Source organism: Dietzia sp. ANT_WB102, assembly GCF_008369165.1.
GTDB lineage: Bacteria > Actinomycetota > Actinomycetes > Mycobacteriales > Mycobacteriaceae > Dietzia.
This window is the reverse complement of record NZ_VOBA01000001.1, coordinates 357,747-371,886: the sequence shown is the minus strand read 5'-3', so window position 1 is coordinate 371,886 and position 14,140 is coordinate 357,747. Positions and strand designations below refer to the sequence as shown.

14 protein-coding genes and 1 pseudogene are annotated in these 14,140 nt (G+C 71.3%); 8 read left to right on the top strand and 7 right to left on the bottom strand.

Annotated elements, in window-relative coordinates; translation table 11 throughout:
• Positions 1-4: 4 nt before the first annotated feature.
• Complete coding sequence (locus FQ137_RS01680; RefSeq protein WP_149290850.1) at positions 5-973, top strand: hypothetical protein; 969 nt, start codon at positions 5-7, stop codon at positions 971-973.
• 10 nt (positions 974-983) lie between these two features.
• On the opposite strand, the gene FQ137_RS15470 is transcribed toward FQ137_RS01680, so the two are convergent.
• The 3 genes and pseudogenes from FQ137_RS15470 to FQ137_RS01665 all read right to left on the bottom strand — a co-directional run.
• Positions 984-2,480, bottom strand: a complete 1,497-nt coding sequence (locus tag FQ137_RS15470) for an LCP family protein (protein ID WP_255583344.1) — start codon at positions 2,478-2,480, stop codon at positions 984-986.
• Between the two features lie 64 nt (positions 2,481-2,544).
• Positions 2,545-3,396, bottom strand: coding sequence for a CPBP family intramembrane glutamic endopeptidase (locus tag FQ137_RS01670; RefSeq protein ID WP_149290849.1), 852 nt, complete (start codon positions 3,394-3,396; stop codon positions 2,545-2,547).
• Positions 3,393-4,097 (bottom strand): annotated as a pseudogene (locus tag FQ137_RS01665) (APA family fibronectin-binding glycoprotein); the annotation flags it as partial. The gene FQ137_RS01670 and the pseudogene FQ137_RS01665, both read right to left, overlap by 4 nt.
• Positions 4,098-4,123: 26 nt before the next feature.
• Here FQ137_RS01665 and FQ137_RS01660 point away from each other — a divergent pair.
• Genes FQ137_RS01660 through FQ137_RS01650 form a run of 3 tightly spaced genes read left to right on the top strand, consistent with a single transcriptional unit; the run spans position 4,124 to position 6,248 of the window.
• Entirely contained in the window at positions 4,124-4,663 is a 540-nt protein-coding gene (locus tag FQ137_RS01660; protein ID WP_149290847.1) for a hypothetical protein, read from the top strand.
• A 20-nt stretch (positions 4,664-4,683) separates the two neighbouring features.
• Positions 4,684-5,619 (top strand): prephenate dehydratase, encoded by a 936-nt coding sequence (gene pheA / locus FQ137_RS01655; protein WP_149290846.1) that lies wholly within the window; start codon positions 4,684-4,686, stop codon positions 5,617-5,619.
• Positions 5,616-6,248 carry a histidine phosphatase family protein gene (locus FQ137_RS01650; RefSeq protein ID WP_149290845.1) on the top strand — a complete coding sequence of 211 codons (633 nt, stop codon included), beginning with the start codon at positions 5,616-5,618 and terminating at the stop codon, positions 6,246-6,248. Before pheA ends, FQ137_RS01650 begins: the two co-directional genes overlap by 4 nt.
• 38 nt (positions 6,249-6,286) lie before the next feature.
• On the opposite strand, the gene FQ137_RS01645 is transcribed toward FQ137_RS01650, so the two are convergent.
• On the bottom strand, positions 6,287-6,637 hold the full coding sequence (locus FQ137_RS01645; RefSeq protein WP_149290844.1) for a metallopeptidase family protein: 351 nt from the start codon (positions 6,635-6,637) through the stop codon (positions 6,287-6,289).
• Positions 6,634-7,752, bottom strand: a complete 1,119-nt coding sequence (locus FQ137_RS01640; RefSeq protein WP_255583339.1) for a septum formation family protein — start codon at positions 7,750-7,752, stop codon at positions 6,634-6,636. Before FQ137_RS01640 ends, FQ137_RS01645 begins: the two co-directional genes overlap by 4 nt.
• Before the next feature lie 46 nt (positions 7,753-7,798).
• Between FQ137_RS01640 and FQ137_RS01635 the strand changes: the two genes are divergently transcribed.
• Together FQ137_RS01635 and serS are read left to right on the top strand one after the other, a co-directional pair.
• Positions 7,799-8,242, top strand: coding sequence for an ankyrin repeat domain-containing protein (locus tag FQ137_RS01635; RefSeq protein ID WP_149290843.1), 444 nt, complete (start codon positions 7,799-7,801; stop codon positions 8,240-8,242).
• A 60-nt stretch (positions 8,243-8,302) separates the two neighbouring features.
• Positions 8,303-9,565 carry a serine--tRNA ligase gene (gene serS / locus FQ137_RS01630; protein ID WP_149290842.1) on the top strand — a complete coding sequence of 421 codons (1,263 nt, stop codon included), beginning with the start codon at positions 8,303-8,305 and terminating at the stop codon, positions 9,563-9,565.
• A 31-nt stretch (positions 9,566-9,596) separates the two neighbouring features.
• Here serS and FQ137_RS01625 read toward each other — a convergent pair whose 3' ends face one another.
• The gene (locus FQ137_RS01625; RefSeq protein WP_149290841.1) at positions 9,597-10,115 is read right to left on the bottom strand and encodes a PaaI family thioesterase; all 519 of its coding nucleotides are present in this window, start codon (positions 10,113-10,115) and stop codon (positions 9,597-9,599) included.
• Positions 10,116-10,175: 60 nt separating this feature from the next.
• On the opposite strand from FQ137_RS01625, the gene FQ137_RS01620 reads away from it, so the two are divergent.
• Together FQ137_RS01620 and FQ137_RS01615 are read left to right on the top strand one after the other, a co-directional pair.
• Positions 10,176-10,997, top strand: a complete 822-nt coding sequence (locus FQ137_RS01620; RefSeq protein WP_255583336.1) for a 1-acyl-sn-glycerol-3-phosphate acyltransferase — start codon at positions 10,176-10,178, stop codon at positions 10,995-10,997.
• Positions 10,994-11,827 (top strand): HAD family hydrolase, encoded by an 834-nt coding sequence (locus FQ137_RS01615; RefSeq protein WP_149290840.1) that lies wholly within the window; start codon positions 10,994-10,996, stop codon positions 11,825-11,827. The genes FQ137_RS01620 and FQ137_RS01615 overlap by 4 nt, the downstream gene beginning before the upstream one ends.
• Before the next feature lie 184 nt (positions 11,828-12,011).
• Here the strand turns inward: FQ137_RS01615 and FQ137_RS01610 are convergent, their stop codons facing one another.
• Positions 12,012-14,099: an N-acetylmuramoyl-L-alanine amidase gene (locus FQ137_RS01610; RefSeq protein ID WP_255583334.1), complete on the bottom strand. Its 2,088-nt coding sequence runs from the start codon at positions 14,097-14,099 to the stop codon at positions 12,012-12,014.
• Positions 14,100-14,140: the final 41 nt, after the last annotated feature.

The window sequence follows — 14,140 nt, the reverse complement described above, 5'->3', positions numbered from 1 at the left end:
CGGCGTGGCCGACCGACCGAGGACGGGCGACGACGATGAGGGGCCCCGTCCCCCGGAGGTGACGGTTCCGCCGTGGTTGCGGTCCGGGCCGACCCCAGAGCACGCGATCCCCGGCGTGACGGCCGCGGACCGGTCGGCTGGTGCGGCGACCGGTCCGGACGTCGCGCGGGCCGCAGCGCGGGAGCAGGATCCCCCGGGTCAGGCCCCGCCGCCCAACCGGATCACCCTGGGTGCCGCCGGTGGCTCCGCCCGCCCCGGTGCCAGGTCCGTCGGATCGGGCGGTCCCCCGCCCGCAGAGTATCCAGTCGGCCCCCCGGGGTCAGATCGGCTGCCGTCCGGGGACTCCGACCGCACCAACCCTTACGATTCCGGCCGAACCGCTCCGTCTGACGCGGACGGCCTGTCCACCCTCTCCCTCGGCGCCCCGGTCGCGGTCTCGAATCGACCGGATGATCCTGAGCCGGCCTCCCGTGCGGTGGTGGACCGCCGCCCGGCGCGGATAGCGCTTCTGGTGGCCGCCGGCGTCGCCGTGCTGGGCGGGTCCGCGGTCCTCGGGTACGTCATTGCCCGTGGGGCCGTCAGCCCGGTGGCGGAGCAGGATTCGGGGTGCGTGGAGGTGTCGGAACCGGGCCGGGTGGTCGGTTCCGGACCGGGCTCGCTCGAGACGCCCGCCGGCGCGGTGCTGGCCTTCGACCACGCCTACTACGTGGAACGTTCGGTCGGAAAGGCGTTCGAGGCGGTCGCGCCGTCGAGCCGGATGACCGAGGAGCAGCTGCGCGTCGAGGGGGTGGAGCAGGTTCCAGAGGGCACGACCCACTGTGTGGAGCTGCGCGAACTCTCACCCACCCTGCTAGAGGTGGACCTCACCGAGTACCCACCGGAGGCAGCCCCGGTGCTGATCCGGCAACGCGTGCGCGTCGCCGAGAACGCGGACGGAACCTGGGGGATCGTCTCCATCACCCCGGCCGGCTGACCGGTGCCGCTCACGGCCCGGTGTCGAGGTACTCCTGTCCAGGGGTCCGCCCGGCGGCGAGCGCGTCGAAGAACCCGGTGGTCGTGGGTCCCCACACCAGGTAGGAACCCACGGATCCCGACGCCATCCCGTCGTGCGGTGCGGTGACGGTGAGCGGGTCGTTGCTGAGTTTGCGCATGACCATCGCGAGGGTCCAGATGTGGTCTCCGGTGTCCACGGTGACAGCTTCGGCACCAGAGTTCAGCAACGGCACCGACGTGAACGGGTTGAGCAGATTCCCGGGTGAGAGGGTCTTATGCATGAGCGCACCGAGGAACTGCCGCTGGTTGCGGACGCGCTGCAGGTCCTGTTCGGCGAAACCGTAGCGGGTGCGTACGAACCCCAGGGCCTGCGGGCCGGCGAGGGTCTGGCAGCCCGCCGCCAGATCGAGGCCGGCGAGCGGGTCATTGATGGGCTCCTCGATGCAGATGTCGACCCCACCGACGGCGTCGACGATCCCCGCGAACCCACCGAACCCGATCTCCGCGTAGTGGTCGATCCGAATGCCCGTCTGCTGTTCCAGCGTCTGGGTCAGCAATGGCGGGCCGCCGAACGTGTAGGCGGCATTGAGTTTGTTCTCGCCGTACCCGGGGATGTCGACCAGCAGGTCGCGTGGCAGCGAGATGAGCATCGTCCGATCACGGCCACGGGGGGTGTAAACGAGCATCATGGTGTCCGTGCGCTTGCCACCGGCGTCGGACTCCGACCCGGTCGATAACTGGGCCTGCTGCTCGGCGGTCAGCCCTTCCCGCGAGTCGGTGCCCACGAGGAGCGTGACGGTGCCGGGTGTGTTGCCGCCGCGCCCCGGATAGTCGGTCAAGGCGTCGATCCGCTGGAGTGTCGAATCCGCCCACAGCACGCTGATCACTCCGAGCGTGAGCACGAGGACCAGCACGAGACCGAGAATCCTCAGGGGCCCGATTCGGCGCCGCGGGGTGCGGCGGGTGCGTCGCCCGCCAGGCGGCATCGCGGCCGACCCGCGTGGGGGCCGGCGGTCCGGTCGACCGCCGCGGCGGTCGACGGGCTGGCGGTAGGGATCGCGCGACCCGGTCGGGGCGCCCGACGGCTGCCTCGGGTTCCGGGGGTCACGGGCGGCTCGCGGGTCTCGGGCGCGGGGATCTCGGGCAGCTCGTGGATCCCGGGGGTCTCGGGAGGCTCGTGGGTCGCGAGGGGCCCGCGTGGCTCTGAGATCACCGGGGTCGCGCGGATCTCGGCGGGCGCGTCCGGCGTAACGCGCCCGCTCCTCCGGGGACAGCGGTTCGGGGTCCTGACGTGGCTGGTATCCGGCGCGACCCGCCGGACGCTCACGGCCCGCTGCGCGCGGGTCCCGCCGGGCGGCCTGGTCGGGTCGCGCCGACGGATCGCCCGACGTGCCGGGGTCGGCGTAACCGCGGCGTTCGCGCGCGCGTCGCCGAAGCTCGGCGGCCTCCTCCGGAGTGAGGTGCCGGCGCCTGGGGTCGTCGGTCATGGGATCGGACTCTACTTGCCCGGCCCCGCGGTCGGCGGGTCCCACCGCCCCGGCGGGACCAGCGTCACAGCCACGACACGTGCGGGGCCAGTAGTGCGTAGCCGACGAACGCCACCACATCGAGCAGCGTGTGCGCCAGCACCAGCGGCCACAGCCGTCGGGTTCGCATCCACCACAGTGCGAACACCACGCCCATCAGCAGATTGCCGAGCCCGCCGCCGAATCCCTGGTAGAGGTGGTACGACCCGCGCAGCAGGGCACTCGCTACCAGGGCCAGCGCGGGTGGCACCCCCAGCTGACGCAGACGGATCAGCAGGTAGCCCACCACGAGGATTTCCTCGGCGGCGCCGTTACCGGCCGCGGACAACACCAGCACGACAGGCCGCCACCACGTCTCGCCCAGGCCCGACGCGGACACTTGGAGGTTGACGCCGGCGGCGACCGCGCCGAGGTACAGCGCCAGGCCGGGGACGCCGATGACGGCCGTCAACGCCAGCCCCCACGCCACCTGCCGCCCCGGCCGGTCGCGCACGAGACCGATCGCCCTTGCGCGGAGCCCGGAGTGCGCGAGCAAAACCAGTGGCAGCAGCGCCCATGCCACCAGCCGCATCACCCCGAGCGCCTGGTAGGCCAGGTCGAGCCACGGGTGCTCAGAACGCGAGACGTTGAGCGCGGCGGTCTGCTCCCCGAGACCGGTGGGTGCGAGCAGGGCGGAGACCAGGTCGAGGACGGCGTAGGCGCCGGAAAGGCCGAAAGTGACGAGGAGGACGACGACGAACTCCGCCACCAACAACCGGCGGACTCGAGGATCGATGACCGGGTCGAACCGAGCCGCATACCTGGCGAACGCCTCGCGGGGCGAGAGAGCGCGTCGGAGTCGTCCCGCCCCGGACCAGGGGGTCGACGAGTCGCTCACCAGGGGAGCCGGACGTGGTCGACGATCCGGTCCATCCACCGGATGCCGGGAGCGGACCGTTGCGCGGTGGTCACATATGCCACCCACCAGCGGCGACCCTCCGAACCGAAGACGGCGGCGTAGACGAGCCCGCCGGAGTCATGGTCGACGCCGCTCGGGGCCACCACGTACGAGATCGAGGCGCCCGTGCCCGCCTCGTTGGCGACGGGGACGGTTCGTTGTTCGTCACGGACCCCGGTCACGCCCAGGACAAACATCTGAACGGTCTCGGCGAGGGCGGTCGCCGCACCCTGGTCGTCATCGATCGCCGCGGCGGCGATCCCGGATTCCAGGGGCCCGGCGAGGATGCGGGTGTCCAGGGCCCGCCCGGTGCCGACCGGTCGCATCTCCACGGTCCCGAACTCGGCGTTGCTCTGCACACGCCAGCCGACGGGCACCTGCAGCTCCAACCCGGAGGCCTTGTCCAGGTGATAGGCGCCGTGCAGGGTCGAGTCCCTGGGCAGGACTGACGCCGGATCGGTGGCTACCGAGATAATGAGCAACGCGGCCAGCAGGGCCAGTGCCACGTAGACGGTGCGAGGCCCGTGCTTCTCCTCCGGTGTGAGGTGGGAGGCGTCCGGGGCGTCGTCCGGGGCGGGGAGGTGGTCGGCCGCGTACTCGGGCACGGGGGAGTTGTCGGTACCCATCGGGGAGAGCGTAGCAACGCCCGGGGTGTAGACCTGAGGTCATGACAGTGTCGCTCGAACTGCTCGGCCGCGGACCTTCGAGACCGGATCTCCTGGACGACCTTGTTGTCGACGAGACTTCGATGGTGTCGGCGCTGGCCCGCTGGTCTGCGCCTGCCCCGGTCGTGGTGGAGTCCGCTGCCGGCACCGGCCTACCCACGCTCGACGCTGTGGCTGACGTCCTCGCCGCGGGTACTCCTGCGGTCGTCGACGTAGCCCCCGGGTTGGCTGGGGCCGGCCCCGCCGCCGATCATCTCGCGGGCCTGCTGGCGGTAGCCGCGCACTCCGGGGTCGGGTTCGGTTCCGGGCTGGTGCCACGCTGCGCCGACGCCGGTCAGGTGTGGGCGTTGCTCGCCGGCGCGGTGGCGGCCATGACCGGAGCGGATGTGCGCGCGGCACTAGGCGCGCCGGACCCGGCCCGAATTCTGGGCCTGTCGAGGTCGGCCCGGGAGGCGATCCGCGACGTGGTGACGTACGTTCTCGTGCCCGACGGGCGGGTCAAGGCCGTCACGGCAGGCCTCGCGTCCGTCGACGGCACCTGACGCTGGCTAGGCTTGTCGTCGTGGTCACCGTCGCCTACCTCGGCCCGCCCGGCACCTTCACCGATGCCGCCCTGCACCGACTGCGCGCCGACGCGCGGACTTCGGCTCTGCTCGCGGACGCCGAGGCGGTCCCCGCCGGCACCCCCGACGAGGCGCTGGCCATGGTCCGCGACGGCACCGCCGACTACGCGTGTGTCCCGTTCGAAAACTCCGTCGACGGCACCGTCAACCCCACCAGCGACGCGCTCGCTGTGGGGGACCGGCTGCAGATCTTCGCCGAGACCGAACTCGATGTGGTGTTCTCCATCCTCGTGCGGCCCGGTACTGCCGCCGCCGACGTGCGCGTCCTGCGGACTCACCCCGTCGCCGCGGCGCAGGTCCGGCGCTGGGTCGGGGTGAACCTGCCGAGGGCACACATCGAGACCACCTCCTCCACCGCGGCCGGAGCCGAGGAGGTCGCCGCCGGCACCGCCGACGCCACCGCCGCACCCGGCCGGGCCGGCGAGATCAACGGGCTGGTCCCGCTCGCCGAGAACGTCGCCGACGTGAGCGGCGCCCGCACCCGGTTCGTACTGGTCGGCCGTCCCGCCCCGCCGCCGCCCCGCACCGGCAGCGACCGCACCTGCGTGATCTTCGGACTGCCGCACGAACCCAACTCCCTGGTCCAGGCCCTCACCGAACTGTCGATCCGCGACATCGACCTCACCCGCATCGGCTCCCGACCGACCCGCGTCGAGCGGTTCACCTACCTGTTCCACGTGGACCTCGTGGGGCACCTCGAGGACCCTGCCGTAGCCGAGGCGCTCGTCGCACTGCGCCACCGGACCGCCGACCTGCGGTACCTCGGATCGTGGCCCGTCGCGGACGGTGGAAACGCTGCCGGTGCGCCGCCGCCGGATCGCGGGGCGGCGCTGCAGTGGGTCGACGGGCTGCGCCGCGGGGAGGACGCGGGGTGAGCGCACGCCTCCACCTGGTCCGCCATGGTCAGACCCCCTCGAACGTCGCGGGCGCCCTGGACACCGCACTGCCGGGCGCCCCGCTCACTGACCTCGGTCGCGACCAGGCGCGGCTCGTGGGTGAGGAGCTCGCCGGCTCGGGCATCCGGCCCTCCGTCGTCCTCAGTTCCGAAGCCGCCCGCGCCCGCGAGACCGCCGGGCTGATCGCTGCGGAGATGAACCTGCCCACGCAGGCCGTTCCCGGCGTCCACGAGGTGCAGGCCGGAAGCTACGAGATGCAGACCGGCACCGAGGCATTGCTGGCCTATAACCGGATGGTGCGCGACTGGCTAGAGCGCGGCGACCTCGACTCTCGGCTGCCGGGCGGCGAGAGCGCCCTGGACGTGCAGGCGCGGACCATGCCACTGATCGCGGAGCTGCGCGAGTCCTACCTCGACAACGCCATCGATGTGGTGTTGGTGGTGCACGGCACGCTGATGCGGATGGTCTCCGTGTTCGCCGGCTCGGTGCCCTCGCAGTGGGCACTGGACAACCGGATCCCCAATTGCGGGATCATCGAACTCGCGCCGGACGGCGGCGGCTGGTCGTGCGAGCGGTGGGGCGATCACCCGGGGCGTCCGGGGTACTGACCGCGGGGCACTGCTCGCGCCGGACGGGCCCGGGCGGCTCACCCCCAGCCGAGCTCGTGGAGGGTCTGCTCGTCGATCCCGAAGTGGTGCGCGATCTCGTGGATCACCGTCACCGCCACTTCGTGGACCAGTTCTTCCTCTGTGGAGCAGAACGCGCACAGCGCGCCCCGGTAGATCGTGATGGTGTCCGGCAGGAATCCTGAGTAGGTGGTGTCGCGTTCGGTCAGCGCCACCCCCTCGTACAGGCCCAGCAGGTCGGGCTCGTCCGGGTGGCGGTCGGCGATGAGGACGACGACGTTGTCCATCGCCGCGAACAGCGCATCGGGGACGGAGTCCAAGGCGTCGTCCACCAGTTCCTCGAAGCGCGTCTCGTCAACGGTGAGGCTCACGGCGTCCCGCCGGGCACCGGCACCGACACCGTGCCCTGGCCCGTGTCGGTCGGGGCTCCGGGGACGCCCCCCGGCGGCTGACCCGGCGGCGGTATCTGGGTGGTGGTGGGCGCGACCGGGGTGGCCCCGTCGATCAGCACGCCCTGCCGAGCCGACCCCCGCAGTACCGCGAACGGGCCGGGCTCCGCGGCCTTCATCAACCCGCAGTTGACGGTTCGGCTACCGGTCTGCCAGGAGACCTCCGAGATCGGGTTGACCAGCGTGGAGATGAGGGTCGTCTGGCGTAGCGCCTCGGCCTCACCGAGGTAGGCGACGCCGGCCTCCCGGCAGGCGTCGGCGGTGAGCTCGGACTGCTGGCGTGGATCCGGGGGGACTGGCCCCTCCGGGAATACGCCGGAGACGTCGATGTCGGCGACGATCTCGATCGAGTGGTCCTCCGAACAGGGCGTGGTCGCGCCGGGCAGGCCCTCGTCGGTGAAGCCCAGGCAGGTGCCCGGATCCCACCGGCGGTGCTGGTCGGCCCGGGCGAATGTTCCCGTCGACAGGGCGGAGCGACCGTCGAGCTCAGCGGCGGCGATACCGCACAGCACGCTCCGGTCACCCTTGTTCCACCCCTGTTCGGACGGCGGCACCACGAGCCCGGTGAACCTCCCCTCGGGGTCGACCTCGCGTCCGCCGGCGTAACTGGCCACCAGCGGCAGACAGCGGTTCGTGCCCACCGGCGCCAGCTCGGCGCTGACCGGCAGTGGCGCGGCCTCCCCGAAGCCGGGGACCCCCGAGAGGTCGATCCGACCCGCCACCTCGAACCGGTGCGGCTCGGCACAGTTGACGGTGTCGAACGAGGTGACGCGGTCCGCGGCGTCGATCGACCAGGTGAGGCAGGTGCCCGGCGTGGCGTCCGCGTACGCGGGTCCGGACAGGGTGCGCGGATCGACTTGGGGCACGACCGCCGCTATGCGCTCGGAGCTTTTCGAGTGGGGATCGTTGATGGCCGACGCCATGAGGGCGCCGGTGACCGCCCCGCCGGACAGGACGGCGAGGAGCGAGGCCATGACCGCGCCCCGCGTGCGGAGCAGCGATCGACCACGGCGCGACGATCGGGTAGTAGTGCTCATCGCTTCCATGATGCCGCAACCACGCCGTCCCGATAGGATCCAGTGCATGAGCGGACAGAACCACGACGAGCGAGCCGGTGCGGACGGCGACGTGCGCTCGCCGCGGGAGGGCGTGGACCCGGAGGTCCTCGAATTCGCGCAGATGCTGTTCCAGCTGGCCCGCGAGGGTGAAACGGAGCGGCTGGCGGCGTACGTCGACGCCGGGGTTAGCCCCGACCTGACCAACGAGCGGGGCGACGCGCTGCTGATGCTCGCCGCCTACAACGGTCATCCGGACACCGTCCGCGCACTGCTCACGCGCGGTGCGGACGTGGATCGCGCCAACGACCGGGGCCAGACGCCGCTCGCTGGTGCGGTATTCAAGGGTTACGGCGAGATCGTCCGCGCGCTCTTCGAGGCCGGTGCGGACCCCTACGGCGGAACGCCCACCGCGATCGACACGGCACGCATGTTCGAGAAGGACGCTTTTCTGGAACTGTTCGGCGTCTGATCGGCCGGGGCGCGCGGTCGCAGATCGGGACCATCGTGCGGGGCCGCTAGGCTGAGGTGCGTGATCGATCTCAAGCTGCTCCGCGAGAATCCCGACGTCGTCCGCGACTCCCAGCGCACCCGTGGCGAGGACCCGTCGCTGGTCGACCAGCTACTCGCCGCCGACGAGGCCCGCCGGTCCTCGATCGCGGCCGCGGACGGTGCCCGCGCCGAGCAGAAGGCCCACGGCAAAAAGGTCGGACAGGCCGCGCCGGAGGACCGCCCCACGCTGCTCGAAGCCGCAGGTGCGCTGAAACAAGCAGTCAAGGACGCCGAAGAGGCCGAGAAGACCGCGGCGGCAGAGGTCGACCGGCTGCAGCGATTACTGTCCAACGTCGTCGAGGAGGGCACTCCCGCCGGCGGCGAGGACGACTTCGTGGAGATCGAGCGCGTCGGCGAGATCCCGACCTTCGACTTCGAGCCGAAGGACCACCTCGAGCTGGGCGAGAGTCTGGGACTGCTCGACATGGAGCGCGGCGCCAAGGTCTCCGGCGCCCGCTTCTACTTCCTCACCGGCTACGGCGCCCTCCTCCAGCTCGGCATGCTGCAGCTGGCCGCCCAGAAGGCCACCGCCAACGGCTTCACCATGATGATCCCGCCCGTGCTGGTGCGGCCCGAGATCATGCAGGGCACCGGATTCCTCGGCGCCCACGCCGACGAGGTCTACCGGCTCGAGGCCGACGATCTCTACCTGGTCGGCACCTCCGAGGTCGCCCTCGCCGGCTACCACCAGGGCGAGATCCTCGACCTGTCCGACGGGCCCAAGCGCTACTGCGGCTGGTCCTCCTGCTTCCGCCGCGAGGCCGGCAGTCACGGCAAGGACACCCGCGGCATCATCCGCGTCCACCAGTTCGACAAGGTGGAGATGTTCTCCTGGTGCAAGCCCGAAGAGGCGCGCGAGGAGCACAAGCGCCTGCTCGGCTTCGAGAAGGAGATGCTCGAGGCGATGGGCCTGCCGTTCCGCGTCGTCGACATCGCCGGTGGCGACTTGGGCTCCTCGGCCGCTCGAAAGTACGACTGCGAGGCGTGGGTCCCCACGCAGGGCACCTACCGGGAGCTCACGTCGACCTCCAACTGCACGACCTTCCAGGCCCGTCGGCTGGGGGTGCGCTACCGCGACGAGGAGGGGCGGACGCAGACCGCCGCCACCCTCAACGGCACGCTGGCCACCACTCGGTGGCTGGTCGCGATCCTGGAGAACCACCAGCAGGCCGACGGGTCCGTGGTGGTCCCCGAGGCCCTGCGCCCGTTCGTCGGCAAGGACGTGCTCGAGCCGGTGCGCTGACCGGCAGGTCCGGCGCAGGACAGGTAGCCGGTCAGGGACGGAAGAGCATCATGACGCCGCTCGCGCTGGCGCACGTGCGACCGTCGGTGTCCGTGACCCGGACCTGCACCACGCACGTCGACCGGCCCGCGTGTTCGACCTCGGCGCGGAGCGTGGCGGGCGTCTTTTCCAGCCGCAGCGCCCGGATGTATCGCACGGTCAGATCCAGGGTGCTGTAACCCACGCCCTCGTCCACGATCGACGCCGTGGCGTACCCGAGCGCCGTGTCCACCCACCCCGAGACGATCCCGCCGTGGACCGTCCCGCCGTTGTTCAGTGCCCATTCGGCGGGCTCGGCAGTCATGGTCACCGCGCCCTCCTCGGCCGCGGCGAGCCGGACACCGAGCGTGTGCGCGCCGGGGGAGAGGTGCCGCTCGCCGTCGATGATCCGGTGCAGTGCGTCCAGGCCCGCGTGGTGGGCGCGGTCGCCGGCCGCCGGACGGGCGGGCCATGAGTAATGGCGGCGTCGCGCGGCCGGGTCGACCGAATCGAAGGGGGCATCGTCGTTCACGGCGCCGAACCTACCGGCAGGGTCGGCCGTCTGTCGTGGCGGGCCGCTACGCTGGGGGCCGTGGAGCTGCTCTATACGGGGATCATCGGGTTCGCCCGCATGTTGTTCAGGGTCCAGGGACTGGACCTCACTGTTCGCGGGGAGCGCAATTTTCCCGAGGTCGGCGGGGCTGTGGTGGTGATGAACCACACCGGGTACCTCGACTTCGTCTACGGCGGCATCCCGGCGCGCGTGCACAAGCGGTTCATCCGCTACATGGCCAAGGTCGAGGTGTTCGACCACAAGGTGTCCGGGCCGATCATGCGGGAGCTGCGGCACATCCCGGTGGACCGCACAGCAGGCAAGGGGTCCTTCGACGAGGCCGTCGCGAGGCTCAAGGCCGGTGAGCTCGTCGGTGTGTTCCCCGAGGCGACCATCAGCCGCAGCTTCGAGATCAAGGAGTTCAAGTCCGGCGCGGTGCGCATGGCGCTCGCCGCGGGCGTCCCCATCATCACTGTCACGCTGTGGGGCTCCCAGCGAGTCTGGACCAAGGGCCTGCCCAAGAAGCTGCTGCGCCCGAAGGTGCCCATCATGATGGAGGTCGGCGCTCCGATGACGCCGTACGAGCCCGTCGACGAGTGCACCGAGGAGGTCCGCTCCAGGATGCAGGCCACCCTCGAGCGGCTACAGAACGAGTACGCGCGGCGTTACGGCCCCTACCCGGTCGGTGCCCCCTGGGTGCCCCACCGCCTCGGTGGATCCGCCCCCACCCTGGAGGAGGCCACCGCACTGGATGAGGCCGAACACGCCGAGCGCATGCGTCGCCGCGCCCAGAAATCGGCTGACCCCGGGGCCGACGCGACCGATGTTCCGAAGGGGCCGGCGGGGCCGGACGCTCCGTGACCCCCTCAAGGCCGCTGTTTATCGCCTCCGATATCGACGGGACACTGATCGACAACGACCACCTCGTACCGGCGGCGAACCGGGCTGTCGTGGAAGAACTGGTTGCCGACGGTGCCACGTTCGTCCTGGCCACCGGACGGCCCCCGCGCTGGCTGGCGCAGGTGGTCGACCAGTTGCCTATCGCGCCGTTGGCCGTCTGTGCAAACGGCGCCGTCATCATGGACACCGACAGTGGCGAGTTCCTGGCCACGAGTCTGCTCGATCCCGAGACGCTCGCAGAGATCGACGACGTGCTCCGTCGTCTACTGCCAGGTAGCGGGATCGCAGCCGAACGCCTCGGCGCCGACGCCGCAGACGCCGACTTTGTGGCCAGCCCGGACTACGACCACGCCTGGATTCACCCCGCTCACCTCGAGGTGGGCCATGACGAGGTCCTTTCCGAGCCGGTGCTCAAATTGCTGGCCCGGGTGCCGGGTATGCCGAGCGCGGACATGGTGGCCGCCCTGCGAGGGGAGGTGGACCACCTCGCCGACCTCACCTACTCGACTACCGATGGGCTGATCGAGTTCGCGGCCCGGGGAGTCACCAAGGCGAGCGGGCTGTCCCGAATCGTGTCGGGCACGGAGGTTGCCGCAGCCAGCCCAACCGCCGCGGTGCCGGTGACGGTCGCGTTCGGTGACATGCCCAACGATCTAGAGATGCTGCGCTGGGCCGACCACGGGGTCGCGATGGGCAATGCCATCCCCGCCGTGCACGCCGCCGCCGACGAAGTCACGTTGACCAACGACGAGGCGGGGTTCGCGCACGTCCTGCGTCGCTGGTGGAGCTGAGCGGCTGACGGCAGACCCGCCGGGAGATGGCAGGCCCGCCCAGATAGGATGCGGACCGGTCCCCACCACTTCCCCGGTGTGCCCGCCGCCCCTGGTGGGGGAGGCGGGCACACCTGGTGGGACCCGGTCCGCACGTCTGGTCGGCCGGCGCACGCTCGTCGTTCGAGCGGCGCCCGGCCGGGGATCAGGGGTTCGGCTCGGCCGAGAGTTCCTTTGTCGCCGGGTCGTAGACCAGCGTGCCGCCGACGAACCGCTGGGCGATCGTCCCGTCAGCCCGCTCGGCTTCCGCGGACACCGGGAGCCCGAGGGGGCCGTGCTCGAAGCCCTGGGCGGCCCACGCGTCACCGATCACGCCCCACACCGGGTGGGTGCCCGTCTCGGGGGAGGAGTACAGCGCACCGTTCTCGTGCTTGACCAGCGAGACGTTGCCGAAGCGCTGGATGCCAGACAGGGCCTTCCCGAGCGGCCCGGCGAGCTGCTGGGCGAGCGTCGAGAAGTCGCCGCCGATCGCGTCCTGCACCGAGCCGGCATCGAACGGGATGTCGGCCAGGGTCTTGCCGCCGGTGAGGATGCGGGTCAGGGTCGCGGAGTCGAGCTTGCCGCCGGTGAGGACGGTCCGCAGGGCCGTGGTGACGGCCTCCTGGACGCTGCCCTGGGTGACAGACGGGAACTCGGTGCTCCCGGCACCGCCGCCGGTGCCTCCCCCGCCGCCACCGGTGCCAGGGCTCGGTGTGGACGGAGCAGTTCCGCCTCCGCCGCCTCCGCCGCCTCCGCCGCCCTTGGCGTACGAGGCCGCGATGTCGCGGATCTGGCCCATCTTGGCGTAGCCCGAATTACCGGGACAGGTGGTGAGGCCGACGTCGCGGTGGGCGAAGATGTTCGGCAGTCGGACGGCGGTTCCGTAGGAGTACTTGGTGTACGAGGTGCCCTCGGAGTAGTGGGTGTCCGAACCCTTGGGGTCGACACCGGCGACCGACAGGCGCCAGCCGATGATCTCGCCGACCTTGCGGATGGTGGCATCGGACGGGGCGACGGTCGAGTAATCGCCCATCATCGAGATGCCCCAGGTGTTGCTGTTGAAACCGCCGGCGTGGGCGCCCTGGACGTTGCGGTTGAGTCCGCCGGCGCGGCCCTCGAAAGCCTGACCGTACTTGTCGACCAGCACGTTGTAGCCGACGTCGCACCATCCGAGCGTCCGTGCGTGGTAGGTGTATATCCCGCGCACGACGCTGGCTGAACCCTCGCGGGTGTAGTTGTTGCTGCCCGCCGTGTGGTGGACGGTGGCGGCTGCCAGCGAGGAGTCATAGGTGGTGCCGCCGCAGCGGATCGACTCGTCTGCGCCCCACCCGGCCCGCGAGATGATCGACGGCTGCTTGGCCGCGATGTCGCCGTTGGTACCGGTACCGCCGGAGGCGGTGATGTCGGCGAACGCGTCGGGGTCGGGCGTCGGGGTGTTGTCGGGGGAGATGAGGACGGCCTTGACCGACTCGGCGCCGAGGTCGGAACTCTCGGCGACCGGCTTGATGTCCGCGTAGCGGGTCGGCACCGGTGGGGTGTTGGCCGTCGCGGGCCGTGCCGGTGCGGATGAGGGGCCTGCCGGCGAGGGCGGCTCGGCGGCCCGGGTGGCGGCGACGTCTGTATCGGCCCGCGGGGCCTCGGAGCGGCTCGCATCGGCGGCCGACTCGTCGACCGCGGGCTCAGTGGCGGCGGGTGCGGGTCGCGGAGCGTCGGATTTCTCATCGCCCTCGGTCGTGGCCTCGGGTGCGTCCGCCAGCGAAGTATCGGCGAGGTCTACGCCGGAGAGTTTGATCTGGACCGCGGTGGTGTCGGTGCCCAGGAAGACGGGCTCGGTGCCGCCGGTGCCAGTGACGCTCTCTCCCTCGCCGTCGGTTGATTCAGCCTCGTACCAGGGCCCCCACGATCCGTCGGGGTTCTTGGCGCGCACGGCAGCGACGGCTTCGGGCTTGTGACCCTTCCAGGTGACGCCGACCATCGAGAACGGCGTCTCGGAGGTGACCTCGCGGACCGCGGCGCCGCCGGCGGCGATGTCGGTGTCCACGCCGACGGCGGGCGGGGCCTCGCCCAGCGGGACCTCGGTCTCGGCGGTCGGCAGACCACTGCCCGCGGTGGTGGCGATGCCGTCGCCGGACTGGACGACCTGGTCCGCCCCGTACACGGCGAGGGGCGTGACGACGGACGCCGCGACCGCCACCGCCAGGGCGAGGGTGCGGCGTCGACCACTGACGTACAGGGGGCGGCGTCGTGTTCTCAAGGGCTTCTCCAGATCAGATGTCAGTGTCACGCGGCTGCGGG